At 55.8% G+C, this 25,797-nt stretch carries 25 protein-coding genes and 1 pseudogene; 11 read left to right on the forward strand and 15 right to left on the reverse strand.

The window, feature by feature from the left end; genetic code table 11:
• Positions 1-29: 29 nt before the first annotated feature.
• The 3 genes from ACMGGU_RS21030 to ACMGGU_RS21040 form a co-directional block, all read right to left on the reverse strand.
• The gene (locus ACMGGU_RS21030) at positions 30-2,153 is read right to left on the reverse strand and encodes an alpha-galactosidase (RefSeq protein ID WP_395299673.1); all 2,124 of its coding nucleotides are present in this window, start codon (positions 2,151-2,153) and stop codon (positions 30-32) included.
• A 104-nt stretch (positions 2,154-2,257) separates the two neighbouring features.
• The gene (locus ACMGGU_RS21035) at positions 2,258-3,253 is read right to left on the reverse strand and encodes a LacI family DNA-binding transcriptional regulator (protein WP_048226829.1); all 996 of its coding nucleotides are present in this window, start codon (positions 3,251-3,253) and stop codon (positions 2,258-2,260) included.
• Between the two features lie 17 nt (positions 3,254-3,270).
• Complete coding sequence (locus ACMGGU_RS21040) at positions 3,271-3,819, reverse strand: helix-turn-helix domain-containing protein (RefSeq protein ID WP_023309744.1); 549 nt, start codon at positions 3,817-3,819, stop codon at positions 3,271-3,273.
• A 102-nt stretch (positions 3,820-3,921) separates the two neighbouring features.
• On the opposite strand from ACMGGU_RS21040, the gene ACMGGU_RS21045 reads away from it, so the two are divergent.
• Positions 3,922-4,581 (forward strand): AzlC family ABC transporter permease, encoded by a 660-nt coding sequence (locus ACMGGU_RS21045; RefSeq protein ID WP_045909098.1) that lies wholly within the window; start codon positions 3,922-3,924, stop codon positions 4,579-4,581.
• Positions 4,581-4,904 (forward strand): AzlD domain-containing protein, encoded by a 324-nt coding sequence (locus ACMGGU_RS21050; protein WP_008501826.1) that lies wholly within the window; start codon positions 4,581-4,583, stop codon positions 4,902-4,904. The genes ACMGGU_RS21045 and ACMGGU_RS21050 overlap by 1 nt, the downstream gene beginning before the upstream one ends.
• A gap of 40 nt (positions 4,905-4,944) precedes the next feature.
• Here the strand turns inward: ACMGGU_RS21050 and ACMGGU_RS21055 are convergent, their stop codons facing one another.
• Positions 4,945-5,157, reverse strand: a complete 213-nt coding sequence (locus tag ACMGGU_RS21055) for a DUF1471 domain-containing protein (protein WP_021242795.1) — start codon at positions 5,155-5,157, stop codon at positions 4,945-4,947.
• 114 nt (positions 5,158-5,271) lie between these two features.
• Positions 5,272-6,108, reverse strand: a complete 837-nt coding sequence (gene fdhD, locus ACMGGU_RS21060) for a formate dehydrogenase accessory sulfurtransferase FdhD (protein WP_196347424.1) — start codon at positions 6,106-6,108, stop codon at positions 5,272-5,274.
• A 372-nt stretch (positions 6,109-6,480) separates the two neighbouring features.
• On the opposite strand from fdhD, the gene fdnG reads away from it, so the two are divergent.
• From fdnG to fdhE, 4 genes are read left to right on the forward strand one after another with little or no spacing between them, the layout of a single operon-like run.
• Positions 6,481-9,531: a formate dehydrogenase-N subunit alpha gene (fdnG, locus tag ACMGGU_RS21065; RefSeq protein ID WP_090393126.1), complete on the forward strand. Its 3,051-nt coding sequence runs from the start codon at positions 6,481-6,483 to the stop codon at positions 9,529-9,531.
• A 12-nt stretch (positions 9,532-9,543) separates the two neighbouring features.
• Complete coding sequence (gene fdxH / locus ACMGGU_RS21070) at positions 9,544-10,446, forward strand: formate dehydrogenase subunit beta (RefSeq protein ID WP_008501831.1); 903 nt, start codon at positions 9,544-9,546, stop codon at positions 10,444-10,446.
• Positions 10,443-11,078, forward strand: coding sequence for a formate dehydrogenase cytochrome b556 subunit (fdoI, locus tag ACMGGU_RS21075; RefSeq protein WP_008501832.1), 636 nt, complete (start codon positions 10,443-10,445; stop codon positions 11,076-11,078). Before fdxH ends, fdoI begins: the two co-directional genes overlap by 4 nt.
• Positions 11,075-12,004 (forward strand): formate dehydrogenase accessory protein FdhE, encoded by a 930-nt coding sequence (fdhE, locus tag ACMGGU_RS21080; RefSeq protein WP_111967919.1) that lies wholly within the window; start codon positions 11,075-11,077, stop codon positions 12,002-12,004. Before fdoI ends, fdhE begins: the two co-directional genes overlap by 4 nt.
• A 39-nt stretch (positions 12,005-12,043) precedes the next feature.
• Here fdhE and ACMGGU_RS21085 read toward each other — a convergent pair whose 3' ends face one another.
• On the reverse strand, positions 12,044-12,415 hold the full coding sequence (locus tag ACMGGU_RS21085; protein WP_080347348.1) for a type II toxin-antitoxin system VapC family toxin: 372 nt from the start codon (positions 12,413-12,415) through the stop codon (positions 12,044-12,046).
• A 2-nt stretch (positions 12,416-12,417) separates the two neighbouring features.
• Positions 12,418-12,660, reverse strand: coding sequence for a ribbon-helix-helix protein, CopG family (locus tag ACMGGU_RS21090; RefSeq protein WP_048226827.1), 243 nt, complete (start codon positions 12,658-12,660; stop codon positions 12,418-12,420).
• A 198-nt stretch (positions 12,661-12,858) separates the two neighbouring features.
• Between ACMGGU_RS21090 and ACMGGU_RS21095 the strand changes: the two genes are divergently transcribed.
• Complete coding sequence (locus ACMGGU_RS21095; protein ID WP_420300880.1) at positions 12,859-13,779, forward strand: alpha/beta hydrolase; 921 nt, start codon at positions 12,859-12,861, stop codon at positions 13,777-13,779.
• Between the two features lie 8 nt (positions 13,780-13,787).
• Here ACMGGU_RS21095 and fabY read toward each other — a convergent pair whose 3' ends face one another.
• The 6 genes from fabY to ACMGGU_RS21125 all read right to left on the reverse strand — a co-directional run bounded on the left by fabY (position 13,788) and on the right by ACMGGU_RS21125 (position 17,975).
• Positions 13,788-14,729, reverse strand: coding sequence for a fatty acid biosynthesis protein FabY (gene fabY, locus ACMGGU_RS21100; RefSeq protein WP_023309755.1), 942 nt, complete (start codon positions 14,727-14,729; stop codon positions 13,788-13,790).
• Positions 14,730-14,773: 44 nt separating this feature from the next.
• Complete coding sequence (dtd, locus tag ACMGGU_RS21105; protein WP_008501836.1) at positions 14,774-15,211, reverse strand: D-aminoacyl-tRNA deacylase; 438 nt, start codon at positions 15,209-15,211, stop codon at positions 14,774-14,776.
• The gene (locus tag ACMGGU_RS21110; protein WP_045909090.1) at positions 15,208-16,089 is read right to left on the reverse strand and encodes a virulence factor BrkB family protein; all 882 of its coding nucleotides are present in this window, start codon (positions 16,087-16,089) and stop codon (positions 15,208-15,210) included. The genes dtd and ACMGGU_RS21110 overlap by 4 nt, the downstream gene beginning before the upstream one ends.
• Entirely contained in the window at positions 16,083-16,682 is a 600-nt protein-coding gene (gene yihX, locus ACMGGU_RS21115) for a glucose-1-phosphatase (RefSeq protein ID WP_420300881.1), read from the reverse strand. Before yihX ends, ACMGGU_RS21110 begins: the two co-directional genes overlap by 7 nt.
• An 88-nt stretch (positions 16,683-16,770) precedes the next feature.
• Positions 16,771-17,238: a hypothetical protein gene (locus ACMGGU_RS21120; RefSeq protein ID WP_420300882.1), complete on the reverse strand. Its 468-nt coding sequence runs from the start codon at positions 17,236-17,238 to the stop codon at positions 16,771-16,773.
• The gene (locus ACMGGU_RS21125) at positions 17,238-17,975 is read right to left on the reverse strand and encodes a winged helix-turn-helix domain-containing protein (RefSeq protein WP_420300883.1); all 738 of its coding nucleotides are present in this window, start codon (positions 17,973-17,975) and stop codon (positions 17,238-17,240) included. Before ACMGGU_RS21125 ends, ACMGGU_RS21120 begins: the two co-directional genes overlap by 1 nt.
• Positions 17,976-18,522: 547 nt before the next feature.
• On the opposite strand from ACMGGU_RS21125, the gene ACMGGU_RS21130 reads away from it, so the two are divergent.
• Positions 18,523-19,140 (forward strand): helix-turn-helix transcriptional regulator, encoded by a 618-nt coding sequence (locus ACMGGU_RS21130; RefSeq protein WP_420300884.1) that lies wholly within the window; start codon positions 18,523-18,525, stop codon positions 19,138-19,140.
• Between the two features lie 71 nt (positions 19,141-19,211).
• A pseudogene (locus ACMGGU_RS21135) lies at positions 19,212-22,087 on the forward strand (autotransporter outer membrane beta-barrel domain-containing protein).
• Positions 22,088-22,127: 40 nt separating this feature from the next.
• On the opposite strand, the gene ACMGGU_RS21140 reads toward ACMGGU_RS21135, so the two are convergent.
• Together ACMGGU_RS21140 and ACMGGU_RS21145 are read right to left on the reverse strand one after the other, a co-directional pair.
• Complete coding sequence (locus tag ACMGGU_RS21140; RefSeq protein WP_420300885.1) at positions 22,128-22,922, reverse strand: DeoR/GlpR family DNA-binding transcription regulator; 795 nt, start codon at positions 22,920-22,922, stop codon at positions 22,128-22,130.
• Between the two features lie 34 nt (positions 22,923-22,956).
• Positions 22,957-23,853 (reverse strand): sugar kinase, encoded by an 897-nt coding sequence (locus ACMGGU_RS21145; RefSeq protein ID WP_048028358.1) that lies wholly within the window; start codon positions 23,851-23,853, stop codon positions 22,957-22,959.
• A 155-nt stretch (positions 23,854-24,008) separates the two neighbouring features.
• Here ACMGGU_RS21145 and yihU point away from each other — a divergent pair, with 155 nt between their 5' ends.
• Entirely contained in the window at positions 24,009-24,899 is an 891-nt protein-coding gene (yihU, locus tag ACMGGU_RS21150) for a sulfolactaldehyde 3-reductase (RefSeq protein ID WP_420300886.1), read from the forward strand.
• A 17-nt stretch (positions 24,900-24,916) separates the two neighbouring features.
• A complete protein-coding gene (gene yihT, locus ACMGGU_RS21155) occupies positions 24,917-25,792 on the forward strand; it encodes a sulfofructosephosphate aldolase (protein ID WP_325819510.1) in 876 nt (291 codons plus the stop codon).
• Positions 25,793-25,797: the final 5 nt, after the last annotated feature.

The raw sequence follows: 25,797 nt of genomic DNA on the forward strand, positions 1-25,797 counted from the left end.
CGGAGGGCCGGCTGCCCGGCCCGTCACCTTTACACGCGTTCAACGCCAATCAGAACGGCGGTTTCCGGATCCAGAATCGGCAGCGCAATGCCCGCCTGCATCAGCCACTCGCCGCTCACCGTTTGCGGCGTTTCCATCCACGCTGGCAGCTTGCGCATGGTGTGCCCTCCCTCGCCCGTAATCTGAATATTCGGGTGATCGAGCAGCATGACGCGGTACCGCGCGCTAGCCTCCAGCCCCGCCATGCGCAGCGGCATCATCAGGCTGTAATCCGGCATCGCGAGCTGGCTGACCATAAACAGCCCCTGCGCCTTATCTTCGCTCACAATCCCCTGCGCCAGCGTGGTGGCATCCGGCATATCAATACGCCACTGGGTACCATGGTGGATCACCTCTCGCCACTGCTTGTGCAGCGCGGCGTAATGGCGATAGCCTTCGCGCTCCTGTGCGTCCACGGTGAGCGGATCCAGCTCCAGCCCCATATGGCCAAACAGGGCCGTCAAGCCGCGAAACTGGATGCTATGCTGGCGGAAGGTGGCGTGGCATTTATGATGACCGATATGCGCGCCCATCACCTCCGGCGGGAAGAAGTAGCTCATGCCGCGCTGGATGGTGCTGCGCTCCAGCGCGTCGTTGTTGTCAGACGCCCAGAAGCGGTGGCTGCGGGTCAGTACCGCATAATCAATGCGCCCACCGCCGGAGGAGCACGATTCAAACTCAATGTGCGGGAAGCGCTCGCCCAGCACGTCCAGCAGGCGGTAAAACTGGCGGGTCTGCGCGTCGGCAGCGGCTTTACCGTTGTGTCCCGGCTGCACCAGTTCGCGGTTCATGTCCCACTTCACGTAGTCGACCGCATGCTCGCCCAGCAGCCAGCTCATGCGCTCCACCAGGTAATCAAAGGCCTCCGGGATGTTGAGATTGAGCACCAGCTGGTGTCGTCCGGTCGCCTGGGGATAGCCCGGCAGCGCCAGTACCCAGTCAGGATGCGCGCGGTACAAATCGGAATCCGGATTGATCATCTCCGGCTCTACCCAGATGCCAAACTCCATGCCGAGCCGCTTGACGTGGTCGATCACCGGCGTCAGGCCGTTCGGGTATTTCTTCTCATCCAGATACCAGTCGCCCAGCGCGGCATGGTCGTCATTACGGCCTTTGAACCAGCCATCATCAATGATGAAGCGCTCCACGCCCAGCGCGGCAGCCTCGTCGGCCATGCGCATGATGTAGTCCGGATCGTGGTTGAAGTAGATCCCTTCCCAGGTATTGAGGTGCACCGGGCGCGGTTTGTTTTCCGGGAAGCGGATGACGTTGTTGCGCAGGTAGCGATGGAACGGCTGGCTCATGCCGTTCAGGCCCTGCGTGGAGTAGCTGGCATACAGGCGCGGCGTCCAGAGCGTATCGCCCTCCTCAACCGCCATTTCACCCGGCAGGTAGAGCGCTTCGGCCTGCAGGTAGCGACGACCATCGGTTTTCGCTTCCGCGCGCAGGCGGTGATTACCGCTCCAGCCCAGATGCACGCCCCAGACGTCACCCTGCATTTCGCTGAACGACGGCGTACCGGCAATCAGCGCCGGGAAGTGCTCGTGGGAGGTTTTACCCCGGCGGTTTTCAATCACGAAGCTGTCGTGTTCAAGCTTTACGCGGTGCGGCTGGAATTCACGGATCCAGCGTCCGTGGAAGGCCATCACTTCCTGCGCGCGCTCGGCCACCGGCAGCGTGACGGCGAAACGGTCCACCTGCCAGGGGATCGCTTTCAGATTCGTTAAACCGTGACGAACCACCAGCACGCCGCTGGCATCCAGCGCCAGCTCGCTGGTCAGGCGCAGTCCCGCATGCTCATCTTCGGCGGTTATCGTCAGGGTATTTACCCCCTGCTGCACCTGGGTGGTTTTGAACACCGGGGAACCGTCCAGCCCCTGGCGATGCCCCTCAATGCCCGGCGAGCCAAACAGGCCGTGCCCCAGCTCGGCCATCAGCGTGACCGGGGAGTCGACGTCAAGCCTGCCGTTGGCAACAGGACGCGCGAGCAGAGCAACATCTTGCGGCGAAAAGTGCCGAAGGTGAGGCCCCCAGTAGAGAATTTCGGCGAACGGATGGGTTTTAATCACCACGTCTACCGTCGTGGTTTCGAGACGTAAAACGGAATCTTGCATCAGACATCTCCTGTCATCGGGATGATCTGAGTGTTGATCCGAAACGTTTCGGATACAAACCAAAACGTTTCGGTTCTGTGATCGGCTTTAAAATTTTGCGCTATTTAAGCCGTCTGGCCCGGAGAGAATTCTGGCTGCCAGAGCACCTGAAGCTGTTCAATATCGTCGCCGTTAATCAGCTGGCGCACCATATCGGCAATCTGTTTCCCGACGCCCTGGCGGGTAGACTGGATCACCGACGCCACGTCAATATCGACAATGCTGTCCTGGGGTAGTCCGTCATAGACCACCAGTGAGACGGCGTTGTCGCCGGATAAACGCCCCATCTGCGCCAGCGCCATCGCCGCGCCGTCGCCGTGGGTGTTGCAGTCGGTGATGATGGCCGTGGGCGGCTGCGGCAGGGCAAGCAGTTCTTTCGTGGTGGCATACCCAACGCGGCGCGAAGGCGGCATAGCGCGCAGCCATTCGCTGGAAAGCCCGGCTTCCCGCAACGCGTCCAGATAGCCCTGACGGCGCTGGGTGATAAACGCCTGATTGTTGCTTTCGCCAAGTAGCGCGATACGCTGATGGCCTTTCTCGATCAGCCAGCGGGTAGCCTGATGCGTACCGGCGTAGTTGTCGAAATCAAACCACGCGTACGGCTGCGGGAGATGGCTGCGCCCGAGCGCCAGGAATGGAAAACCGGCCGCCTGCAGCTGCTCAAGACGGGGATCGTGATCCAGCGTGTGTGCCACGATCAGCGCATCCACGCGGCGGCTTTGCACCATGCGCATGTAGCTGTGTTTATCGGCCAGATCGTCATCGGCAATCAGCAACAAATCGATTTCATGTCGCGCCAGTTCGTGGCTAATTTCGCCGACCATGTCCATAAATACGCTGTTATTGAGCGGAACAGGATGGACCGGGAACACCAGCCCAACGGCGTCAATTTTGCCCATCTTCAGGCGGCGAGCGAAGGTGTTCGGTCGGTAACCACGGCGCTGGGCCTCTGCTTCCACGCGTGCGCGCGTCTCGGCGGAGACGTCGTCATATCCGTTGAGGGCGCGGCTGACGGTGGTGACTGACAGCCCCAGTTCTTTGGCAATGGCTTTAAGCGACATGAGTTTCCGTATCTCTGTTAGTTTTGTTCCGCCACCAGCAGCGCGTAAGTGTCTGGCTCCAGGGCCTTGAAGATATGCGGCTGGTCGGCGGGATAACAAATGTAATCCCCTGCGCCGAGCTCTTCCGCCGCGTCGAGCAGACCGACCAGCGCCCGCCCCTGCGTCACAATAATATGTTCAACCGAGCCAGGTGGATGCGGCTGTGAAATACGGTCTGCTCCCGGTTGGGTCATCAGAAGATAGACATCGCGGCGCGCGCCTGGGGGGCATGCCGCCAGTAAAATGGCTTCATAGTTAGCCTGTCCAGCCACCACTTTTGTCCCTTCACCACGGCGGATCACCTGCGTGGTCGGCAACTGTGGCTCAAGCAAACGGGCGAAAGGAATATCCAGCGCCACGCAGAGCGACCACAGCGTTTCCAGGCTAGGGTTACCGTTGCCGGACTCCAGCTGGGAAAGCGTGGATTTTGCGATCCCGGCACGGCGAGCAATTTCCGCCAGTGAAAGCCCGGTTCGCAGGCGTTCTCGCACCAGACTTTTGGCGATCAGGCTGATCGGCTGCGTCATATAACGGCCTCGCGTTCTATAAAACGAACAATTCGTTCGTCTTGAAAATCAGTTTCGTTGCGTTCATTATAATGGATACACGTTCGATATGGCTAAAATTGTATGAAGCATCATCTCTCTTGTCTGAAAGGCGACACCATAAAAGCAATCATTCTGGTCTGCCTCGCGGTGGGCGTGGTCGGAATGTCCTACGGCTCGCTGGCGATGGCCTACGGTTTCCCGGTCTGGGTGCCGTTTGTGCTCTCTATTACCGTGCTGGCGGGCGCGTCTGAATTTATGTTTATCGGCATCGTGGCGAGCGGCGGCAATCCGCTGGCAGCTGCGGCGGCAGGTTTGCTGGTCAACGCGCGGCATGTGCCGTTTGGCGTGACGGTGCGTGAGCTGGTGGGCAAGCGCGGTCTGAGCCTGCTGGGCTGCCACATCATGAACGATGAAAGCGTGGTGTTTGGCCTGTCGCAAAAAACCGCCGAACAGCGTAAAGCCGCCTACTGGCTATGCGGCTTAGGCGTTGCCATCATCTGGCCGCTGGGCGCGCTGCTGGGTGCCATGGTGGGCAAACTGTTGCCCGACCCGGAAACCATCGGGCTGGATGCGGTATTTCCGGCCATTCTGCTGGCATTAGTGGTTCCCGCATTTAAAAACCGTACCACGCTGATCCGCGCCTGCAGCGGCGCCGTGTTATCGCTGGCCGCCGTGCCGTTTGCCCCGGTGGGATTACCGGTACTGCTCTCTTTACTCGGTCTTGCCGCGAGGAAAAAATAATGGAAAACATGACGGTCTTTATTCTCGGCATCGCCATTCTTTCTGCCGGAACCTATTTAATGCGCCTTGGCGGCGCCAAACTCGGCAACCGGCTGGCGTTGTCGGAGCGTTCTCAGGCGCTGCTGTCAGATGCGGCAACGGTATTGCTGTTCTCCGTCGCGCTGGCGACCACCTTTTATGAGGGAGAACACTTCGCAGGCATGGCGCGCGTGCTGGGCGTGGCGTTTGCGGTGTTTTTGGCCTGGCGGAAAATGCCGTTAATCGTGGTCATTGTGGCCGCGGCGGTGGTGACGGCATTGCTGCGCGTGGCGGGCATAAACTAAAAAAGCGCCCCGGGGGCGCTCTTTCGACGGTGTGACTCGCTTATTTATTCAGTTCAGCAGTCATGTGTACGCGGTTACCGGAGAATGCCTGGGTAATTTTGTACGATGACGCGCCCGCTTCCTGAGCCTGAGCCGCGATTTTCGCTTCTGCACCATCAATGGTAGAGGCGGTTGCGGTCACAGTCTGCGCAGCGAAAGAACCGAAAGAAGCAGCCAGAGCGATTACAGCGACAAAAGTTTTGATGCTTTTCATGATTTAAACCCTTTCATTAAGTTGTTTAGGTAAGGCACCGTGCCTTGATGAGATAAATACTAGACCTCATCGCGAACAACTAAAAGCGGAAGGATTTGCTAATATCATTCAAAATTACTGATCAACTATTAATCGCTGAGGATGGGTATAAATCGTCGCCCTTCCCGGCTTGCAGAAGCCCACCAGCGTCAGGTTACAGCGCTCCGCTACCTCTACCGCCAGCGTGGTCGCCGCCGACACCGCAAACAAAATTTCCACACCGCACATGGCGGACTTTTGCACCATCTCGTAGCTGGCCCGGCTGGAAACGAGCGCCGCGCCCTGCTGCCAGACCTGACTTTCACGCGCACGACGACCGAGCAGCTTATCCAGCGCCACGTGGCGACCCACGTCTTCATGCCCACCGGCAATTTCTCCCGACGGCAATACCCACGCCGCCGCGTGCGTGCAGCCGCTCAGCTGGCCGATGGGCTGTACGTCGTTGAGATGCTCAAGGGCGGGGTCGAGGTGCGCCAGATTAAAGGTCTGAGTAAACGGCAGTGGCGCAACGGGCTTGCCAATATCATTAAGCTGCTCAACGCCGCACACGCCGCAGCCGGTACGCCCGGCCAGCGCGCGACGACGCTCCTTAAGCCCCATAAAGCGGCGGCTGGAGAGTTCGATTTGCACTTCAAGACCGTTGCAGGCCTGGACCACGTCCATGCCGTAGATCTCTTGCGGATGCTCGATGATGCCTTCCGAGAGGGAAAAACCGATGGCGAACAGCTCAAGATCTTTCGGAGATGCCATCATCACCACATGCGAGATGCCGTTGTAAACGAGCGCAACGGGCACTTCTTCCGCCAGAAAATCGGGCGTGGCATGGGTTATGCGGGGCGGTCGGTGTACCGACAGTTCCACAATGCCGGCAGGCAGGGGTGACGAGTGGGGATCACGGTTTTGTTTAGACACAGCGGTATTCCTGAACAACCACGGAAGCGAGCGTGCTATTGCAGCATAAACCACAGGCTGTACGCATAGTATGGATCAACTTTTCGACAACCATTCTCCTACTCATTTAGCAGGGGTGCAACCTGCCACCGGCTACATCGCTTTAACATGCAGAGCTGTTAATGTGATCGATATCACACTTTATAATCAACATGGTGATAATACGTTCACTTTGTATTAACGCCATTAGAACAGCGGTACCGACAATGTGGTATTCTGATGATATCCCTCGTGGAATTGAGGGATTAACGCAAATTTTTCTCCTTTGCGGTCATTCTTCAACCGCGAAGTCAAAACTACATATGTAAGCAATGTCGAAACAAGGAGTGACCCATGCAGGTCAGCAGAAGGCAGTTCTTTAAGATCTGCGCTGGCGGTATGGCAGGCACCACGGCAGCGGCACTGGGCTTTGCGCCCGGCGTAGCGCTGGCGGAAACGCGGCAGTATAAACTGCTGCGCACCCGTGAAACCCGTAATACCTGTACGTACTGCTCTGTCGGTTGCGGGCTGTTGATGTATAGCCTCGGCGACGGTGCTAAAAACGCCAAAGCGTCTATTTTCCATATCGAAGGCGACCCGGATCACCCGGTTAACCGCGGCGCATTGTGCCCGAAAGGGGCCGGTTTGGTGGACTTTATCCACTCCGAAAGCCGCCTGAAATTCCCTGAATATCGCGCGCCGGGTTCCGACAAATGGCAGCAAATCAGCTGGGAAGAGGCGTTTGACCGCATCGCTAAACTGATTAAAGAAGACCGCGATGCCAACTTTGTTGAGAAGAACGCCGACGGCGTCACGGTCAACCGCTGGCTCTCCACCGGGATGCTGTGTGCCTCTGCTTCCAGCAACGAAACCGGTTATTTAACCCAGAAATTTACGCGTGCACTCGGTATGCTCGCGGTCGACAACCAGGCGCGTGTCTGACACGGACCAACGGTAGCAAGTCTTGCTCCAACATTTGGTCGCGGTGCGATGACCAACCACTGGGTCGACATCAAGAACGCCAACCTCATTGTGGTGATGGGCGGTAACGCCGCTGAAGCGCACCCGGTCGGGTTCCGCTGGGCGATGGAAGCCAAAATCCACAACGGTGCGAAACTGATTGTGATCGATCCCCGCTTTACGCGTACTGCGTCAGTGGCGGATTTCTACACCCCTATTCGTTCAGGTACTGACATCACTTTCCTGTCAGGCGTACTGCTGTACCTGATGACCAACGAAAAATACAACCGCGAATACACCGAAGCCTATACCAACGCCAGCCTGATCGTGCGTGAGGATTACCACTTCGAAGATGGTCTGTTCAGCGGTTACGACGCTGAAAAACGCAAGTACGACAAAACCAGCTGGAACTACGAGCTGGATGAAAAAGGCTTTGCGAAGCGCGACACCACTCTGCAACACCCGCGCTGCGTGTGGAACCTGCTGAAAGAGCACGTCTCCCGCTACACGCCGGACGTTGTCGAAAACATCTGTGGTACACCGAAGGCGGACTTCCTGAAGGTGTGCGAGCTGATCGCCGAAACCAGCGCGAAAGACAAAACCGCGTCGTTCCTGTATGCCCTCGGCTGGACGCAACACTCCATCGGCGCGCAGAACATCCGCACCATGGCGATGGTTCAGCTCCTGCTCGGCAACATGGGAATGGCAGGCGGCGGCGTGAACGCCCTGCGCGGTCACTCCAACATTCAGGGTCTGACCGACCTCGGCCTGCTGTCTCAGAGCCTGCCGGGCTATATGAACCTGCCAAGCGAGAAACAGACCGACCTGCAAACCTACCTGACGGCCAGCACGCCTAAACCGCTGCTTGAAGGCCAGGTGAACTACTGGGGCAACTATCCGAAGTTCTTCGTCTCGATGATGAAAGCGTTCTTCGGGGATAAAGCGACGGCGGAAAACAGCTGGGGCTTTGACTGGCTGCCGAAGTGGGACAAAGGTTACGACGTTCTGCAGTATTTCGAGATGATGCACCAGGGCAAAGTGAACGGCTATCTTTGCCAGGGCTTTAACCCGGTTGCCTCGTTCCCGAACAAGAACAAGGTTGTTGAGTCGCTGTCGAAACTGAAGTTCCTGGTGACAATTGACCCGCTCAATACCGAGACCTCGACCTTCTGGCAGAACCACGGCGAATCGAACGACGTCGATCCGTCGAAGATTCAGACCGAAGTGTTCCGTCTGCCTTCGACCTGCTTTGCGGAAGAGAACGGGTCTATCGTCAACTCCGGACGCTGGCTGCAGTGGCACTGGAAAGGCGCTGACGCCCCGGGCATCGCCATGAACGACGGCGAGATCCTGGCCGGTATCTTCTTGCGCCTGCGTAAGATGTACGCGGCAGAAGGCGGCGCGAACCCGGAACCGGTCCTGAACATGACCTGGAACTACTCGACGCCGGAAAACCCTGCGCCAGAAGAAGTGGCGATGGAGAGCAACGGTAAGGCGCTGGCGGACGTTATCGACCCGGCCACCGGCACCGTGCTGGCGAAGAAAGGCGATCAGCTCAGTACCTTCGCCCACCTGCGCGATGACGGCACCACCTCCAGCGGCTGCTGGATCTTTGCCGGTAGCTGGACGCCGAAAGGCAACCAGATGGCCAACCGCGATAACGCCGACCCGTCAGGCCTTGGCAATACGCTGGGCTGGGCATGGGCGTGGCCGCTCAACCGCCGCATTCTCTATAACCGTGCGTCCGCTGACCCGCAGGGCAACCCGTGGGATCCGAAGCGTCAGCTGCTGAAGTGGGACGGCGCGAAATGGGGCGGCGTGGATATTCCGGACTACAGCACTGCCGCACCGGGCAGCGACGTTGGGCCGTTTATCATGCAGCCTGAAGGGATGGGGCGTCTGTTCGCTATCGATAAGATGGCGGAAGGTCCGTTCCCGGAACATTACGAGCCGTTTGAGACGCCGCTGGGCACCAACCCGCTGCACCCGAACGTGGTCTCTAACCCGGCTGCCCGTATCTTCAAGGGCGACTTTGAAGCGCTGGGTAAAAAAGACAAGTTCCCGTACGTGGGTACCACCTACCGTCTGACCGAGCACTTCCACTACTGGACCAAGCACGCGCTGCTTAACGCCATCGCGCAGCCGGAACAGTTTGTGGAGATCGGCGAGAAGCTGGCGAACAAGCTCGGCATTGCCCATGGCGATACCGTGAAGGTCTCCTCTAACCGCGGCTACATTAAGGCCAAGGCGGTGGTGACCAAGCGTATTCGCACGCTGAACGTTCACGGTCAGCAGGTGGATACCATCGGTATTCCGATTCACTGGGGTTATGAGGGCGTGGCGAAGAAAGGGTTCATTGCGAACACCCTGACGCCGTTCGTCGGTGATGCGAACACGCAGACGCCGGAGTTTAAGGCCTTCCTCGTGAACGTGGAAAAGGTGTAACGGAGACGACTTATGGCTTATCAATCTCAAGACATTATCCGTCGTTCCGCGACTAACGGTTTCACGCCCGCGCCTCAGGCGCGGGACCACCAGCAGGAAGTGGCGAAGCTTATCGACGTGACGACCTGTATCGGCTGTAAAGCTTGTCAGGTGGCCTGCTCTGAGTGGAACGACCTGCGTGACGAAGTGGGTCACAACGTCGGGGTGTACGACAACCCGGCAGACCTGACCGCCAAGTCCTGGACGGTGATGCGTTTCTCGGAAGTGGAGCAGAACGACAAACTGGAATGGCTTATCCGCAAAGACGGCTGTATGCACTGTGCGGATCCTGGCTGCCTGAAGGCATGTCCGTCAGAAGGGGCTATCATTCAGTATGCCAACGGCATCGTCGACTTCCAGTCCGAACAGTGCATCGGCTGCGGCTACTGCATCGCGGGCTGTCCGTTCGACGTACCGCGCCTGAACCCGGAAGACAACCGCGTCTACAAATGCACCCTGTGCGTGGACCGCGTTACCGTCGGCCAGGAGCCTGCATGCGTGAAGACCTGCCCAACCGGCGCAATTCACTTTGGCTCCAAAGAGGATATGAAAACGCTGGCGGCAGAACGCGTGGGCGAGCTGAAAACCCGTGGTTACGACAACGCGGGCCTGTACGATCCGGCCGGGGTTGGCGGTACGCACGTGATGTACGTGCTGCACCACGCCGACAAGCCGAATCTGTATCACGGCCTGCCGGAGAACCCGGAAATCAGCGCCACCGTGAAGTTCTGGAAAGGCATCTGGAAACCGCTGGCAGCGGTGGGCTTTGCTGCCACCTTCGCAGCGAGCATCTTCCACTACGTCGGCGTCGGTCCGAACCGCGCGGAAGAGGAAGACGACAACCTGCATGAAGAGAAAGACGAGGTGCGCAAATGAGAAAACGTGACACCATCGTGCGCTACACCGCGCCGGAACGCATCAACCACTGGGTCACCGCCTTCTGCTTCATGCTGGCGGCGATAAGCGGGCTGGGGTTCTTCTTCCCGTCCTTCAACTGGCTGATGCAGATCATGGGGACACCACAGCTGGCGCGCATCCTGCACCCGTTTGTGGGCGTCATCATGTTCGCGTCGTTCATCATTATGTTTTTCCGCTACTGGCACCATAACCTAATCAATCGGGATGATATCTTTTGGGCGAAGAATATTCGTAAGATCGTCGTCAACGAGGAAGTGGGTGACACCGGGCGTTATAACTTCGGCCAGAAATGCGTATTCTGGGCGGCGATTATCTTCCTGGTCCTGTTGCTGGTGAGCGGCGTGATCATCTGGCGTCCGTACTTTGCGCCTGCTTTCTCAATCCCGGTGATCCGATTCGCGCTGATGCTGCATTCATTTGCCGCAGTGGCGTTAATTGTGGTTATCATGGTGCATATCTACGCCGCCCTTTGGGTGAAAGGCACCATTACCGCGATGGTGGAAGGATGGGTAACCAGTACGTGGGCGAAGAAGCATCACCCGCGCTGGTACCGTGAAGTCCGCCAGAAACAGGAAAAGTCATCTGAATGAGTATTCGCATAATCCCGCAAGATGAGCTGGGGTCGAGCGAGAAACGCACGGCGGATTATATTCCGCCGTTGTTATTCCCCAGACTCAAGAACCTCTATAACCGCCGCGCAGAGCGTCTGCGCGAGCTGGCAGAGAACAACCCGCTGGGCGATTTTCTGCGTTTTGCCGCGCTGGTCGCCCACGCGCAGGAAGTGGTGCTGTACGATCACCCGCTGCAAATGGATCTGACCGCGCGCATCAAAGAAGCCAACACGCAGGGCAAGCCACCGCTGGACATTCACGTCCTGCCGCGCGACAAGCACTGGCAAAAGCTGCTGCATTCGCTCATTGCCGAGCTGAAGCCGGAGATGAGCGGTACCGCGCTGGCGGTCATTGAAAATCTGGAAAAAGCGTCCGAACAAGAGCTGGAAGAGATGGCGAGCGCGCTGTTTGCCTCTGACTTCTCGCTGGTCAGTAGCGATAAAGCGCCGTTTATCTGGGCTGCGCTGTCGCTTTACTGGGCGCAAATGGCGAGCCTGATCCCGGGTAAAGCGCGCGCCGAATACGGCGAGGCGCGCCAGTTCTGCCCGGTCTGCGGCTCTATGCCGGTCTCCAGCATGGTGCAAATCGGCACCACTCAGGGGCTGCGCTACCTGCACTGCAACCTGTGTGAAACCGAGTGGCACGTGGTGCGCATCAAGTGCAGCAACTGCGAACAGACCCGCGATCTGAACTACTGGTCGCTGGAAAATGAAGACGCGGCGGTGAAAGCCGAAAGCTGCGGCGACTGCGGCACTTACCTGAAGATTCTGTATCAGGAAAAAGACCCGAAAGTCGAAGCGGTGGCCGACGATCTCGCCTCGCTGATTCTGGACGCGAAGATGGAGCAGGAGGGCTTTGCCCGTAGCTCGATCAACCCGTTCCTGTTCCCGGGTGAAGGGGAGTAATTCCCTGTGACAGTGCCGGGCGGCGCGTGCTTGCCCGGCCTACAATTGATAAGGTAAAACCACCCCAGCAATCCCCTGAAAGTCTTTGGTATTCCGGGTGATTAACGGGCAATTTCTGCTTTGGGCAGTCGCTAAAATAATGGCATCCGGCAGTTTCATGCCATGCTTCTCACGGAGCACGACGCTTCTTTCTGCGATCTCTCGGGTTACATCGATAACCTCAAATGCGCCCATTACCGCCGCGGTTTTCGCTTCGTGGCCATGTTTGCGCGCCCCTACCATGACTTCCATCCATGTGATTAGACTGATTGACCGGTGCGATGCTGTGTTTTCGATCGTATTTGCTGCCTCGACGCGATTGTTGAAAAGGTCGATCAGGATATTGGTATCAAAAACCGCCATGTGTTCCATCACTACCACTCCTCACGCAGCTTGCGCTCATACTCTAAACCATCTTCTTGCTGGTTCCCCCAAAGACCAAGCGCATCACGGATAACGGACGAGCTTTGCTGATCGAGATACTGCTCAATTGCTTCACGCAGTAATTCGGCACGAGGTTGGTTACGCAGCTGTTTGAGGTTATCGAGACGTTGAATAACGTCATCCGACAAATCGATCAGAATTCTGCCCATGCTAAGCTCCGCCAGTAAACTCATATATCACCTCAGTATATCACCATTGTCTATTTTCAAGGCAACATACGCTTTCTCTCAGTAGGGTTAAAGTCCCTGGCAATAGTTATCCTTCCATTTGCGAGCCGCTTTCCAGATTGTTGCCCTCAACACTATTCTTGTTTTCTTTTGAATCAAACCAGGCTATAAAACTGTTCATCCATACAGTAAAAGGGAATTTTCATGGCGCTGGAACAGGGTATTGCACAGCTGGTTCAGGGGTTTATCGCTGCAGGTCGGCCCTCGTCACGTCGCCAGAGCATTGAGGTGCGACGAGCAGGCTATATTGCCAGCACGGGGCTTGCCGGGGAGACCGAAACGCGCGTTCAGGTGGAGACGCTTGTTCTTGAGGGTCTTACCATTCGGGTATTTTCACCTCTCAATGCACCTGAAATATTGCCTGCTGCCATCTACTACCACGGCGGATGCTTTATCAGCGGCGGCTTTGATACCCATGACAACCAACTCCGTCAGTTAGCCTGCTACGGCAACTGCCGGGTGATTGCGATTCAGTACAGGCTGGCGCCGGAGCATACTTTCCCCGCCGCACATGACGATGCGGAAAGAGGTGCAGATCTGGTCTGGCACTATGCGGACAAACTGGGCGTGGATAAAAACCGGATCACCCTTTGCGGAGACAGTGCAGGGGGACATCTTGCGCTGGTAACGGCGCTGCGGCTTAAGGTTAAAGGGCTGTGGCAACCTGCGCAGCTCATTCTCATCTACCCCATGCTCGACGCCACGGCCAGTTTTGAAAGCTATGCCCTCAATGGCACGGATTACATCATCACCCGCGATACCCTGCTCAGTGGGTATGAAAGGTACCTCGCTGACACCGACCGCCAGCACCCCGAAGCAAGTCCGCTGTGGCGCGATGATTTTTACGGTCTTCCGCCTGTGCACATTATTACCGCAGAGTACGATCCGCTCTGCGATGAGGGCGAAATGTTGTTCCAGCATCTGACGGAGCAGGGTGTGAAGTGTACCGCTCAGCGCTGGCTGGGCGTCATCCATGGCTTCTTTCAGCTTGGCGGCGTTAGCCAGTCAGCGCGAGACGTTATGCGGGATGTCGCCGGGCGGATTCAGCACGCCCGGGAAGCGTGAACAGGAGATTACTCCTCCTCGTTCCCACCCTCTTCATACGCGCCAAAAGGCTTCGCCGGAAGAACGATATAGGTGCCTTCAAACACCGCGCCCGGTGTTTTATCGCCAAACAGTTCAACCTGCATTTGGACGCGAGCCTTGCGGCCACGAGCCAGACGGTCCAGATCGCCGCCCAGCGACCCCAGATCGGCCACCGCACTCGGCTTGCCGCTGATTGGTGCGCTATAGCGGATATGAGCATCGGCAAGAATGATGGTGCCACCCAGATGGCGCTCGCGCAGCATCAGCCAGATCAGTCCCCAGCCGGTAAGCGTGGCCAGTGAGAACAGGCTGCCGGCAAACAGCGTGTGGTGCGGGTTCTGATTGCCGGTTTCCGGCATGGTGGTAATAAATTTTTGTCCGGTGTACTGCTGAATGCGCACGCCCATTTTTTCACTGAGCGGAATATGCTGATACCAGGCCTGCTGGAGCTGCCCGCACCAGTCGGCGCGATGCAGAATATCGTCCAGGGTGGCGATGGGTTTGATCATCAAAAAATGACGAATCGGCGTGGTTTGCGGTGTCGTGATCTCCCCCTGATTCACAAAGCCGAGTTTAGCGAAGAACTCAACGGCATCTTCGCGGGCGCTACAGGTGACACGCTTAACGCCTTCCTGACGGGCAACGGATTCCAGGGTCATCGCCATTAGCGTCCCCAGACCTTTGTCCTGCACGGAGGGATGAACCGCCATAAAGCGAATAGACGCTTCGTTATCGGCGTTGATATACAAACGCCCGACGGCCACGAGGTTGCCCTCTTCGTCCATCACCATCTGATGGTGGGCCATCGCGTCCCAGGCGTCGCGTTCAGAGCCTTTTGGCTGATGCAGTGGCTTGCGCAGCATTTCCCAGCGGAACTGGTAATAAGCGTCTAACTCTTCTTCCGTTTGCGGTACTCGAAGGTGATACATAGCTGTACTCTCTCTTGTTACCCGCGGCCATGCCGTAAGTATGCTCATACCTGGAGCCAGAATGTGACGGGGCCATCGTTCACCAGCGATACCTGCATATCTGCAGCGAATCGTCCGGTTTGCGTATTCATTTCCTGCTGGCGACAACGCTCAACAAAGTACTCGTAAAGTGCTTCTGCACGATCCGGCGCGGCCCCTTTGGAGAAACTCGGGCGCATGCCGCGCTCGGTATCCGCTGCCAGCGTAAACTGGGAAACCACCAGCACGCTGCCGCCTGCCTGCTGGACGTTCAGGTTCATTTTGCCTTCCGCATCGCTGAAAATACGGTAGCCCAGCACGCGCTCACACAAGCGGTTGGCTTTTTGTTCGTCATCATCCTTTTCGACACCTAACAACACCAAAAGTCCTGGGCCAATTTCACCCGTCACCTCTCCCTCCACGGTGACGCTGGCACGGGTTACGCGCTGTATCAATGCAATCATGGTTGGTCTGCTTCTTGTTGTTTTTCAGCTGCTGCTGCTTTTTTAAGTTCGCGGTATACACCGAGAGTGACAGTTATTTCAGCACCAAGCAAGACGATACACCAGGTCCAGTAGACCCAGACAAACAAAATGGGGATCACCGCCAGCACGCCGTAAATCAGCTGATAGGACGGAAACATCGTGATGTAGAGGGCAAACCCTTTCTTACCGAGCTCAAAGAGCAATGCTGCCACCAGCGCCCCCACGACCGCATCGCGGTTAGGCACGCGCGTGGTCGGCACGACGCTATAGAGCAGCCAGAACGAGAGCCACGACAGGATCAACGGAAAGATGCGAAGCACATTATCAATAGCGCCGTTTAAATCACTCGCCCAGCGCAGGGAGAGTAGATAAGAACTGATTGCCAGGCTCGCCCCGGCCAGCAGCGGTCCCAGCGTGAGGATCATCCAGTACACGGCAAAGGAATAGACCTTTGGCCGCGCTTTTTTACTCCGCCAGATCGTGTTTAGCGCGTTATCGATGGCGTACATCAACAGCAGCGCGGTGACGATAAGACCGCACGCCCCCACTGCCGTCATCTTGCTGGAGTTAGCAACAAACTGCTCAATGTAGTTCTGGATGACATCCCCGGTTGCCGGAATGAAATTCGCAAAGACAAAATGACGAAGCTGCACGCTGACGTCCGCAAACATCGGAAAGGCGGAGAACAGGGCAAAGATGACCGCCACCAGCGGCACCAATGAGAGCAGCGACACGTAGGCGAGGTTACCCGCCAGCGTGGTCATATTGTCCTCATCAATCCGGTGCCAGAGCAGTTTCAGCCAGGCCCGCAGCGGGCGAGTATGGTGCGTGGCTTTTTGATGAACGGTTTTTAGCATAGCTGCTTCGCAAAGTAGTCAGGTATCGTCTCTTTTCCGGTCACCAGAATTGACGTAATACCCAACTGGTTAGCTCCCTCTATATTATCGGCGTTGTCATCGAAAAAGACCGCATCGGCCGCGGTGAATCCCTCTGCCTGCAGAACAGCCTGATAAATTCGCGCTTCAGGCTTACGCATCCTCATCTCCTGCGAGAGATAGATCTTATCCGCCGCCGCCTTAACTTCAGGGTACTCCTCAGGCCAGAACGTAGTGTGCAGACGGTTGGTGTTTGACAGCACAACGACCCGATGTCCCTGCTCGCGAAGCTTATGCATGATGTCGATCACCTCAGGCCGGATGGCGACAAATACGGCTTGCCAGCCGTGTGAAAACTGCTCGTAGCTTAACGGTAGATCCATCTCCTGACAGAAACGTTCAGCGAATTCTTCGTCGCTGATCTCGCCGCGTTCATGCTGATGGAAGGTCTCACCCATCGCGAAATTTTGCTTTAACGTTGCCAGCGGCACGCGGCTAAAGTCGCTCCATGCACCCAACACGCGATTAAAATCGATATCGACGATGACGTTTCCTAAATCAAAGATATAAAGCATGTTTATCTCCTGCTCGCCGTGGAGAAGTAACTGTAGCGGGAATAAAGAGATTTGACTATGCGTGCGCTCTAAGGTGTGCGATCGATTTTTACGGCGCGTTTTTACGACAGTAAAGTGAAGGGACGTTTGACGCGGCAAAAAGCCAGGCCCCCCGGTACTCATCAATCATCAGGCTCAGGTCCCGACCCGGCGTACGGTAAAAGCCCGGTAATGTTGCGTTGATATCAGCCTCATCCGCATTATCGGCGAAGGTTTTAACAATACGATCGTTATTTAACACGCGCGCATTCTGATGGTAACTGTAGTGAAAATAGATGGTGCGGTTAACTTCAGACACCGTCTGACCAAATAATTTACCGTTAATGATGGTCGCGCCCTCCCGATGCTGCATTCGCCAGGAAACCGTACCCACAAATCGGTTTTTACCAATCGTCCATTCCACATTTCCCGTGCAGCGTATCGGCGTACTCGACAAATTCCAGTACGCTAACCAGCCGCTGGTAATAACCGCCACCAGAATCGCCCCCAGCAAAATAATACGGTTTCGAAGAGTCATCATTGCTCGTGTGCCCAAAAATAATGGGTGGTACAAAACGCGGCCGCGTCGCGACGTGGATCCTTATTACAGGCAAACGCCGCGATTCGCTCCGTTTTACTGTAGCCAATGAGAAAAACATATCGCTTTTCGGCACACAGGCCAGGGTTATTGTTTAACAAGCGCAAGTAATGGTCCTGCATAGGTTCGTTAGGCGCATAAAAAAGCTGGCAGGCACTGCTGCCCGTAGAAAGTGGAATGTAGTGACTAAACGGCATGTTCTGGTGCTGTTTGTATAATATCCCCCCGTTGATAAGCGCGATCAGCAAAAGCGTTGCGGTCGTTATTATCAGCCAGGCCGGACTCTTCACCGCGGTGCTATCGGCAACGACTGCGTCTTTATTGGCTATTATCGGCTCAGCGCCTGGGATAAATCGTTCAACCAGGGTGGCTTCGGAAAGCATAAGCCCACGACGCGAAATCGTTTTTACCGTATCGCGCGGTAACCCCACCTCAGCCAGGGCGTTGCGTAATGTCAAAATAGCCTGATAAAAGGTATTCGGTGTGGTGACGTCATTGCGCTCACCCCATCCCACTATCATTAACTGATTTTGCGAAATTATTTCTCCGGGATGGGTGACGAGATAGAGAAAACAGAGGTTGGCAGGAAGCTGCAATTGTATCGAGCGCCCGGAAATATGATTTACCAGGGTTTTGTTTTCTGGATCATACTCGACCAATTTGTTAATGAGATACAATTTTCCTTTCCTCAGCAATAACAATACTTAACCATATACACCAAAAAGACATACGTATATTTAACAAGAGTATAGGTCAGAAGGATCAGGACGCGATACCATTCCAACTAAGATTAAAAATAACATATTTATTTTCAATGGGTTAAGAGATGCTTTTCTTAGGTTTTTCTCATCTAAAACGACATAATGAGATTTCATTACACTTCGCCAGACCAAATAATTATATTGAGCCACAACAAGAGAAAAGACGGTCGTTGCGGCAGATTAAAGAAACGAATCTTTAGCTTTTAGTGCTATTTCGTGAATCTTCCCCTGGGATTTTTTTTGTCGAATAATCTTAAGGGACTGATGAATATTCCTGGAATACGTCGACCAACGTATGTCCTTTCGCGATGGCTATGGCTTGACAGAATAGACATCACCAGGAATTTATATTCTTTATCACTATTTTTCATAAACAAGAGAGGGCCACTGGATATGTTTCAAGATTGACACATTTGCATGGCAGTGAAATATTGACGGTGAAAATAAGACAGGAGTGGACTGGATGATACCATCGTCGCATAAGGTTGTCCGCTGTATAAGCTGTGAATTGTCCTGTCAGTTATATCCAGATAACGCAGTACGTTCACAATATTGTGGAAACGCCTCGTTCGCAGTTTGGCCAGGTGATAACCATTTCCTGCAGATTGCAGTAGAAAATAAAATAGTGCGAGGAAACAAGAATCACTTATTACGCGGATTTATATTTGTAGACTTTTCGATGTACAACCTGCGCGCACTTGCCGATCCGCAATGGATTGAACGTCTGGCGAGAACTAACATGAACATTGTGATTATCTCAGACCGCAAGCTGGAAGCATTGGCCAATTATTTTCTCACTCACCGCAGTGAAATAAAGGGAGTTATTTATTCGAATGACAGTGACATTATATTAAAAGAAAAAATTAGCCATCTATTCACCGGGAGACGAGTGAATAGCAGACGCGGCAGTATCTTAAATGCTGTTGAATTCACGTTACTTAACAGATTTTTGTCAGGAGCGTGCCTTCAGGAGATTATAAAAACAGACGGCATTGATGTTAAAAAAATTTACGTCCATAAAATACGACTTGAGAGGAAGTTAGGTACCAGCATTCATAAAATTCTCGTTTCTATTTTGTAATTTCAACCTGTTTACCTACCCACATTTAATGGTGTGGAGGATGTTCTACGCCTGAAAGAAAGGGGGCAGTCATGCCATATTTAATGAAACACTCACCAGTCGCCGCTGCGATTTCGCTGGCGTTGTCGTCAGCGCTATTTACCGCACATGCAGCGGTAATAGATTTTTCTAATTTACCCGCTTCCGGAGCGGTAACGGATTTTCCTGCAGAAATACAGGCGATGATACCTGCAACGGCAAACACGAACTTTAGCAAAAATACCGGCGATCCTAACTATGTCTACCAGTACAGCGCCGGTAATATCCCGATCTACGGAGATGGGATCACCCTCGAAGGGCCTGGGGCGGAAGCCTTTGAGCATTCCGTTACCGTTATTCAGAACTCCACGTCCGGCAGTCCGGGGGGATATTTGGTGACGATCTGACTATTCGCACCCAGTCAAAAGTGGCTGCCAATAATGGTAAAGACGTCGACGGTATTCGTACTCACGGTATGAACACGCCGGACAACCCGGTATTTATCATTACCGGCGACCGCACCCATATTTACGTTAATGGCCAAAGCGGTGACGGCATCAATGCCGGCTACAGCTCCTTCAGCCAGGGATCGCTTGGCTCCGCCAATATTTATGTGGGGGACGATCTCTATATCGAAACCACGGGCAGCACAGGACGCGGGATTAGCGCCTATGCACTGAATGATGCGTCGAAGGCAAAAAATAACGTTATCGTCGGCGATCGAGCCCATATTGTGACGCGCGGTACCTACGCCGAAGGGATCCGCACCAACCAGAGCGGCTCTTACGTTCGTCTGGGAGATGAGGCGACCATCGAAACGTACGGCACATCGGCCTATGGCCTGTATGCGGGCTCTGCGTCAAAAATTGAGCTAGGCAAAAGCGCGACGATTACCACCGACGCGGCCAGTGCTTCCGGGGTTTATTCTACCGGCTCGTCAACTATCACCCTTGATGAAGGCGCCACTATCACGACCAACGGTGCCAGCGCGCATGGCGTCTATGCTTACACCGGTGCGGTGAATCTGGGAGATAACGTCACCATTGCGGTAAACAGCAGTGAGAAAACCAGCAGCTCTGCGCAAGCGCCGCACGGGATGTATGCCTGGTCACGCGGCGTGATAGCCCTCGCGGGTGGTGCAACCATTACCACCGCAGGCCATCGCGACAACGGTAGCTACGCCCTGAACGCCAGTAACGGCGGGGTAATTGACGCGTCCGCTGGAGGCAAATTCATCCTCAACGGCGATGTCCTTTCCGCGGGCGGCGTCGCGGCCACCAGCACGCTTCCGGCACAAAACAGTACCATTACGCTGACGATGGATGACAACTCCCTGTGGAATGGGGCGTCCTTCATTGAAAGCAACGCCGCGGGTACCGGTACTATCGCACTGACGATGAATGATGCCGTCTGGAATCTGCGCGACAGCTCCACGCTGACCAGCCTGACGCTGAATGCGGGCGGCACGATTAATTTTCAGCATGCAGAGGACGCGGCGTGGCAAACGCTGACCATCAAGGATGATTTTATCGGCAACGGCGGCAAGCTGGTTTTCAATACCGTGCTGTTTGACGACACTTCGGAAACGGACAAACTGATTGTGGAAGGCAACACGTCCGGTCATACCGGGGTGGAAGTGAACAACATTGGCGGTACTGGCGCGCAAACCGTAGAAGGGATTGAAATTGTCAGCGTTGGCGGCAACTCTGACGGGACGTTTGAGAAGGCCAGCCGTATCGTGGCGGGCGGTTATGACTATAACGTTGTGCAAAAAGGTAAAAACTGGTTTCTGACCAGCCTGGTCGAGCCCGTTGATCCAGTTGACCCACCGGTCGACCCCGTAGACCCGCCTGTTGACCCCGTGGACCCACCTGTCGACCCGGTAGATCCGCCCGTTGACCCGGTGATTCCGCCGCAAGAGCCGGTCCCACCGCCTGCACCACCGAAAAGCGAGCATCAGTATCGCCCGGAATTTGGTAGCTATCTGGCAAACAGCTATGCGGCAAATACGCTGTTTATGACCCGCCTGCACGATCGTCTGGGTGAAACGCAGTACACCGACATGCTCACTGGCGAGCAGAAAGTGACGAGCCTGTGGATGCGTAACGTCGGCGGTCATACGCGTTTCAGAGACGGCAGCGGCCAGTTAAAAACCACCGCCAATCGCTACGTGCTGCAGCTGGGTGGCGATGTCGCTCAGTGGAGCACCGACGGTCTGGACCGTTGGCATCTTGGCCTGATGGCGGGCTACGGCAACAGTCAGAGCCGGAGCGCTTCCAGCCTGACCGGCTACCACTCACGCGGTGAAGTGAATGGCTATAGCGTCGGTCTGTACGGTACCTGGTACGCAAACGACGCGGATAAAAGTGGCACTTATGTTGATAGCTGGGTGCTGTATAACTGGTTCGACAATAAGGTGATGGGACAGGATCAGGCCACTGAAAACTATCGCTCCAGCGGCGTGACCGCCTCTGTAGAAGCAGGCTATAGCGTTAAGGTGGGCGAAAGCGGCCGCAACAGCTACTGGCTCCAGCCGAAAGCGCAGGCCGTTTGGATGGACGTGCAGGCTGACGACCATCGTGAGCGCAACGGCACGCGGGTGAAAGACGAAACCCAGGGGAACCTGATGACGCGCCTCGGCGTGAAGGCCTACATCAGCGGACATAACGCGATTGACGACGGTAAATCACGGACCTTCCAGCCGTTTATCGAAGCGAACTGGATCCACAACACCCAGACCACGCGTATCCGCATGGATGACGTTAGCAATGAGATGCGTGGTACGCGCAATATCGGTGAACTCAAGACAGGCGTAGAGGGGCAGATTACGCCGCAGCTTAGCGTATGGGGCAACGTGGCTCAGCAGATAGGCGACAAAGGCTACAGCGATACGCAGGGGATGCTGGGGGTGAAATACAGCTTTAAATAACAATGTTCAAGCCGCTGTTTACTCAGCGGCTTTTTTTGCTTCAGGCGATATCATCGCCGGTGCTGGCCAGGACGATTTCAACTTTACTGGATTTCAGATGATTTTGCAGAGCCGAGCCAGGCATCTCGTCGGTGAAGAGTGCAGTGGCCTGCGCCACGTTGCCAATTTCCACCGCAGCGGAGGCGGTAAATTTCGTATGATCGGCCGCTAAAAGAATGTGCCGGGAGTGGGCGATCATGCTTTTCACCACGCTGGCTTCATTGACGTCAAACTCCATCATCGCCCCGTCGTGCTCAATGGCTCCCACGCTCGTCACGAGATAATCCGCCCGAAAACCAGACACAAACGCCGTCGCCGCAGGCCCGATAATCCCGCCATTGTGCGGGCGCAGCGTGCCGCCCGGCACCATCACTTCAAAACGCGGGTTCTTATACAGAATGTGCGCCACCCGCAGGCTGTTGGTGATAATGCGCAGATGATTATGGTTCAGCAGCGCCCGGGCAACGTGCTCTACGGTCGTGCCGATGGTGATGAAGATGGTGGAGCCATCGGGAATATAGTCCGCAATGGCTTCGGCAATCGCTCGCTTCTCTTCGGTAAGCGAGACTTCGCGCTGTTCGAACGCCATGTTCACCACGCTGGATGCCCTGCCCGCCCCGCCATGATGACGCGTGATCAGTCCCTGCTCGCTCAGCTTGCGAATATCCCGGCGCACCGTTTGCGTGGAGACATCCAGCAGTTGCGCCAGTTCATCAATGTTCATATAGCCGCGATCGGCAATCAGCGTCAGCAGCTGATCGTGACGCGGGTTGCCGGTCAGTTCGGTAAGACTCATGGGCTGTCCTCTGAAAACCATCTCGCCCCGCATTTTATACAAAAAGTGACAAAAAAGAGCGGGTTTGATCACAGTCGGGTATACCTGCACGCCCACCGGGCTTCGTGCATTTCAGCGCTGCGACGGCACTGGCAAAGCGGACGGCGTCTGTAGTGGACGATTGTTGCCCCAGACTGAACGCCAGCGCGCCGTGGAAAACGTCGCCCGCCCCGGTGGTATCCACCACGTCCACCTCAAAGCCGGGCTGATGACGCAATGCGCCGTTTTCCAGCCAGAAGCAGCCGTCTCGCCCCTGAGTGACATACACATGTCCATTTGTGAGCGTTTGTGCTTTTTTCAGTGCATCTTCGGTTTTATCCAGCTGCGTTAAACGCCGCAGCCCCGGCGCGGAGAAGGCCGCGTGGTCGCTTAAGGTAATCAGCTCCGCAATATCCTGTGGGGTAACATCCGCATCCAGCAACGTCGGCACACCTTGCTTACGGGCCAGGGTAAACGCCTGTTTCGCCCCGTCATGCCAGCGCACGTCTGCTAAAACAATATCCCACTGCGAGAAGTCGATTTCATGCAGCCAGTCTGCCGCCGCAGGGAGATCGGGGCTGGGGTAGTTAGCAATCACGCGTTCTCCGCCCGCGTCCACCAGCACCGCCGATTGTGACGATCGGGCACCCTTAAATACGCGGGTGTAACGGGTCTTCACCCCCAGGGATTCCAGCTCCGCGAGCAGCCGTCTGCCGGTATCGTCGTCCCCCACCCGGCCAATAAAATCCACTTCCGCGCCCAGTTTCGCCGCCGCCACAGCCGCAGTTGCCGCCGGGCCGCCCCCCACTTCCGTATAGTCCTTTGCGACATATTTCCCACCTTCCTTGGGTAAGTCATCGAGATACCAGATGCGATCCAGCACGGTAATACCGACACAAACGATGCGAGCCATGGTGATTCCTTCTGCGATTTCTGATGCTTTCATTTTAATTTCATCAAATGTTTAAAAAGTGACTCGTGTCAATTTTTTGACTATAAATTACAAATACGATCAAAAACAGACAACATAAACGCGCAAAAATTGACACGATGTGACAGGAGAGAGGCATGTCAGCAATCGCATTTATCGGTTTAGGACAGATGGGCGCGCCAATGGCGAAGAATCTGTTGAAACAAGGTCATCAGCTTAACGTCTTCGATGTGAACCCGCAGGCGGTTCAGGCGCTGGTAGAGAGCGGCGCACGGGCGGTGACAACACCCGCGCAGGCCGCCACGGACGCCGAATTCGTCATCACCATGCTGCCAAACGGCGACCTGGTACGCAGCGTGCTGTTTGGCGAAAACGGCGTGTGCGAAGGATTGTCCCGCGACGCGCTAGTCATTGATATGTCCACCATACACCCACTGCAAACCGACGCGCTGATCCGCGACATGGCTGAACGCGGCTTCAGCCTGATGGATGTGCCTGTCGGACGCACCTCAGATCATGCCATCGCCGGCACGCTGCTCCTGCTGGCAGGCGGCACGGCGCAGCAAATTGAGCGCGCCACTCCGGTCTTAATGGCGATGGGCAATGAGCTGATTAATGCCGGCGGGCCAGGCATGGGCATCCGCGTGAAGCTTATCAATAACTACATGAGCATTGCCCTGAACGCTCTCTCGGCGGAGGCGGCCGTGCTGTGTGAAGCACTGGGGCTCTCATTTGATGTGGCGCTGAAGGTCATGAGCGGTACGCCTGCGGGTAAAGGCCACTTCACGACCTCATGGCCGAACAAGGTGTTGAAAGAGGATCTTTCACCCGCCTTCATGATCGACCTTGCGCATAAAGATCTGGGGATCGCCCTCGACGTGGCTAACCAACTCCATGTTCCGATGCCGCTGGGCGCGGCCTCCCGCGAGGTTTACAACCAGGCACGCGCCGCCGGGCGCGGGCGCGAGGACTGGACAGCCATTCTTGAACAGGTTCGCGCATCTGCCGGGCTGAAAAAAACACTCTGATACGAAAGGACTGAGGAATGACGATGTACACCCTGAAAGATATCACCCGACCTTCCGGCGGTTTTGCGATGCTGGCCGTGGATCAGCGCGAAGCGATGCGCCTGATGTTTGCTGCAGCAGGCGCGCCGGTTCCGGTAACCGACCAGCACCTGACGGATTTTAAGCTCAACGCGGCAAAAATTCTGTCACCGTACGCCTCTGCCATTCTCGTCGACCAGCAGTTCTGCTATCGCCAGATTGTCGAGCAGCAGGCCGTAGCTAAAAGCTGCGCAATGATTGTGGCCGCCGACGAGTTTATCCCGGGGAATGGTCTTCCGGTCGACAGCGTAGTGATCGACAAGAACGTCGACGCGCAGGCGGTCAAACGCGATGGCGGCAAAGCACTGAAGCTGCTGGTGCTGTGGCGCAGCGATGAAGATCCGCAGCAGCGCCTTGAGATGGTGAAGGCGTTCAACACGCTGTGCCACGATAACGGTCTGCTGAGCATTATCGAGCCGGTGGTGCGTCCGCCGCGTCGCGGTGCCGCGTTTAACCGCGAACAGGCGATTATCGACGCGGCTAAAGAGCTGGGCGACAGCGGTGCCGACCTCTACAAAGTGGAGATGCCGCTGTTTGGCAAGGGCACGCAGCAGGCGCTGCTGGCAGCCTCGCAGAAGCTGAATGAGAACATCGCCATGCCGTGGGTGATCCTCTCGTCCGGCGTGGACGATAAGTTATTCCCGCGCGCCGTAAGCGTCGCCATGCAGGCGGGGGCCTCAGGCTTTTTAGCCGGTCGTGCCGTCTGGTCCTCTGTGATTGGCCTGCCGGACACCGAGCTGATGCTGCGTGATATCTCCGTACCCAAACTTCAGCGTCTGGGTGAGATCGTCGACGAAATGATGGCTCGCCGTTAAGAAAG

The organism is Enterobacter sp. BNK-8 (genome assembly GCF_048685095.1).
Taxonomy (GTDB): domain Bacteria; phylum Pseudomonadota; class Gammaproteobacteria; order Enterobacterales; family Enterobacteriaceae; genus Enterobacter; species Enterobacter quasiroggenkampii.

Bases quoted from the DNA above. Each gene is read 5' to 3' on its own strand.
- ACMGGU_RS21030 (WP_395299673.1), bottom strand. From the start codon at position 2,153: ATGCAAGATTCCGTTTTACGTCTCGAAACCACGACGGTAGACGTGGTG.
- ACMGGU_RS21035 (WP_048226829.1), bottom strand. From the start codon at position 3,253: ATGTCGCTTAAAGCCATTGCCAAAGAACTGGGGCTGTCAGTCACCACC.
- ACMGGU_RS21040 (WP_023309744.1), bottom strand. From the start codon at position 3,819: ATGACGCAGCCGATCAGCCTGATCGCCAAAAGTCTGGTGCGAGAACGC.
- ACMGGU_RS21045 (WP_045909098.1), top strand. From the start codon at position 3,922: ATGAAGCATCATCTCTCTTGTCTGAAAGGCGACACCATAAAAGCAATC.
- ACMGGU_RS21050 (WP_008501826.1), top strand. From the start codon at position 4,581: ATGGAAAACATGACGGTCTTTATTCTCGGCATCGCCATTCTTTCTGCC.
- ACMGGU_RS21055 (WP_021242795.1), bottom strand. From the start codon at position 5,157: ATGAAAAGCATCAAAACTTTTGTCGCTGTAATCGCTCTGGCTGCTTCT.
- fdxH (WP_008501831.1), top strand. From the start codon at position 9,544: ATGGCTTATCAATCTCAAGACATTATCCGTCGTTCCGCGACTAACGGT.
- fdoI (WP_008501832.1), top strand. From the start codon at position 10,443: ATGAGAAAACGTGACACCATCGTGCGCTACACCGCGCCGGAACGCATC.
- fdhE (WP_111967919.1), top strand. From the start codon at position 11,075: ATGAGTATTCGCATAATCCCGCAAGATGAGCTGGGGTCGAGCGAGAAA.
- ACMGGU_RS21085 (WP_080347348.1), bottom strand. From the start codon at position 12,415: ATGGAACACATGGCGGTTTTTGATACCAATATCCTGATCGACCTTTTC.
- ACMGGU_RS21090 (WP_048226827.1), bottom strand. From the start codon at position 12,660: ATGAGTTTACTGGCGGAGCTTAGCATGGGCAGAATTCTGATCGATTTG.
- ACMGGU_RS21095 (WP_420300880.1), top strand. From the start codon at position 12,859: ATGGCGCTGGAACAGGGTATTGCACAGCTGGTTCAGGGGTTTATCGCT.
- fabY (WP_023309755.1), bottom strand. From the start codon at position 14,729: ATGTATCACCTTCGAGTACCGCAAACGGAAGAAGAGTTAGACGCTTAT.
- dtd (WP_008501836.1), bottom strand. From the start codon at position 15,211: ATGATTGCATTGATACAGCGCGTAACCCGTGCCAGCGTCACCGTGGAG.
- ACMGGU_RS21110 (WP_045909090.1), bottom strand. From the start codon at position 16,089: ATGCTAAAAACCGTTCATCAAAAAGCCACGCACCATACTCGCCCGCTG.
- yihX (WP_420300881.1), bottom strand. From the start codon at position 16,682: ATGCTTTATATCTTTGATTTAGGAAACGTCATCGTCGATATCGATTTT.
- ACMGGU_RS21120 (WP_420300882.1), bottom strand. From the start codon at position 17,238: ATGACTCTTCGAAACCGTATTATTTTGCTGGGGGCGATTCTGGTGGCG.
- ACMGGU_RS21130 (WP_420300884.1), top strand. From the start codon at position 18,523: ATGATACCATCGTCGCATAAGGTTGTCCGCTGTATAAGCTGTGAATTG.
- ACMGGU_RS21140 (WP_420300885.1), bottom strand. From the start codon at position 22,922: ATGAGTCTTACCGAACTGACCGGCAACCCGCGTCACGATCAGCTGCTG.
- ACMGGU_RS21145 (WP_048028358.1), bottom strand. From the start codon at position 23,853: ATGGCTCGCATCGTTTGTGTCGGTATTACCGTGCTGGATCGCATCTGG.
- yihU (WP_420300886.1), top strand. From the start codon at position 24,009: ATGTCAGCAATCGCATTTATCGGTTTAGGACAGATGGGCGCGCCAATG.
- yihT (WP_325819510.1), top strand. From the start codon at position 24,917: ATGACGATGTACACCCTGAAAGATATCACCCGACCTTCCGGCGGTTTT.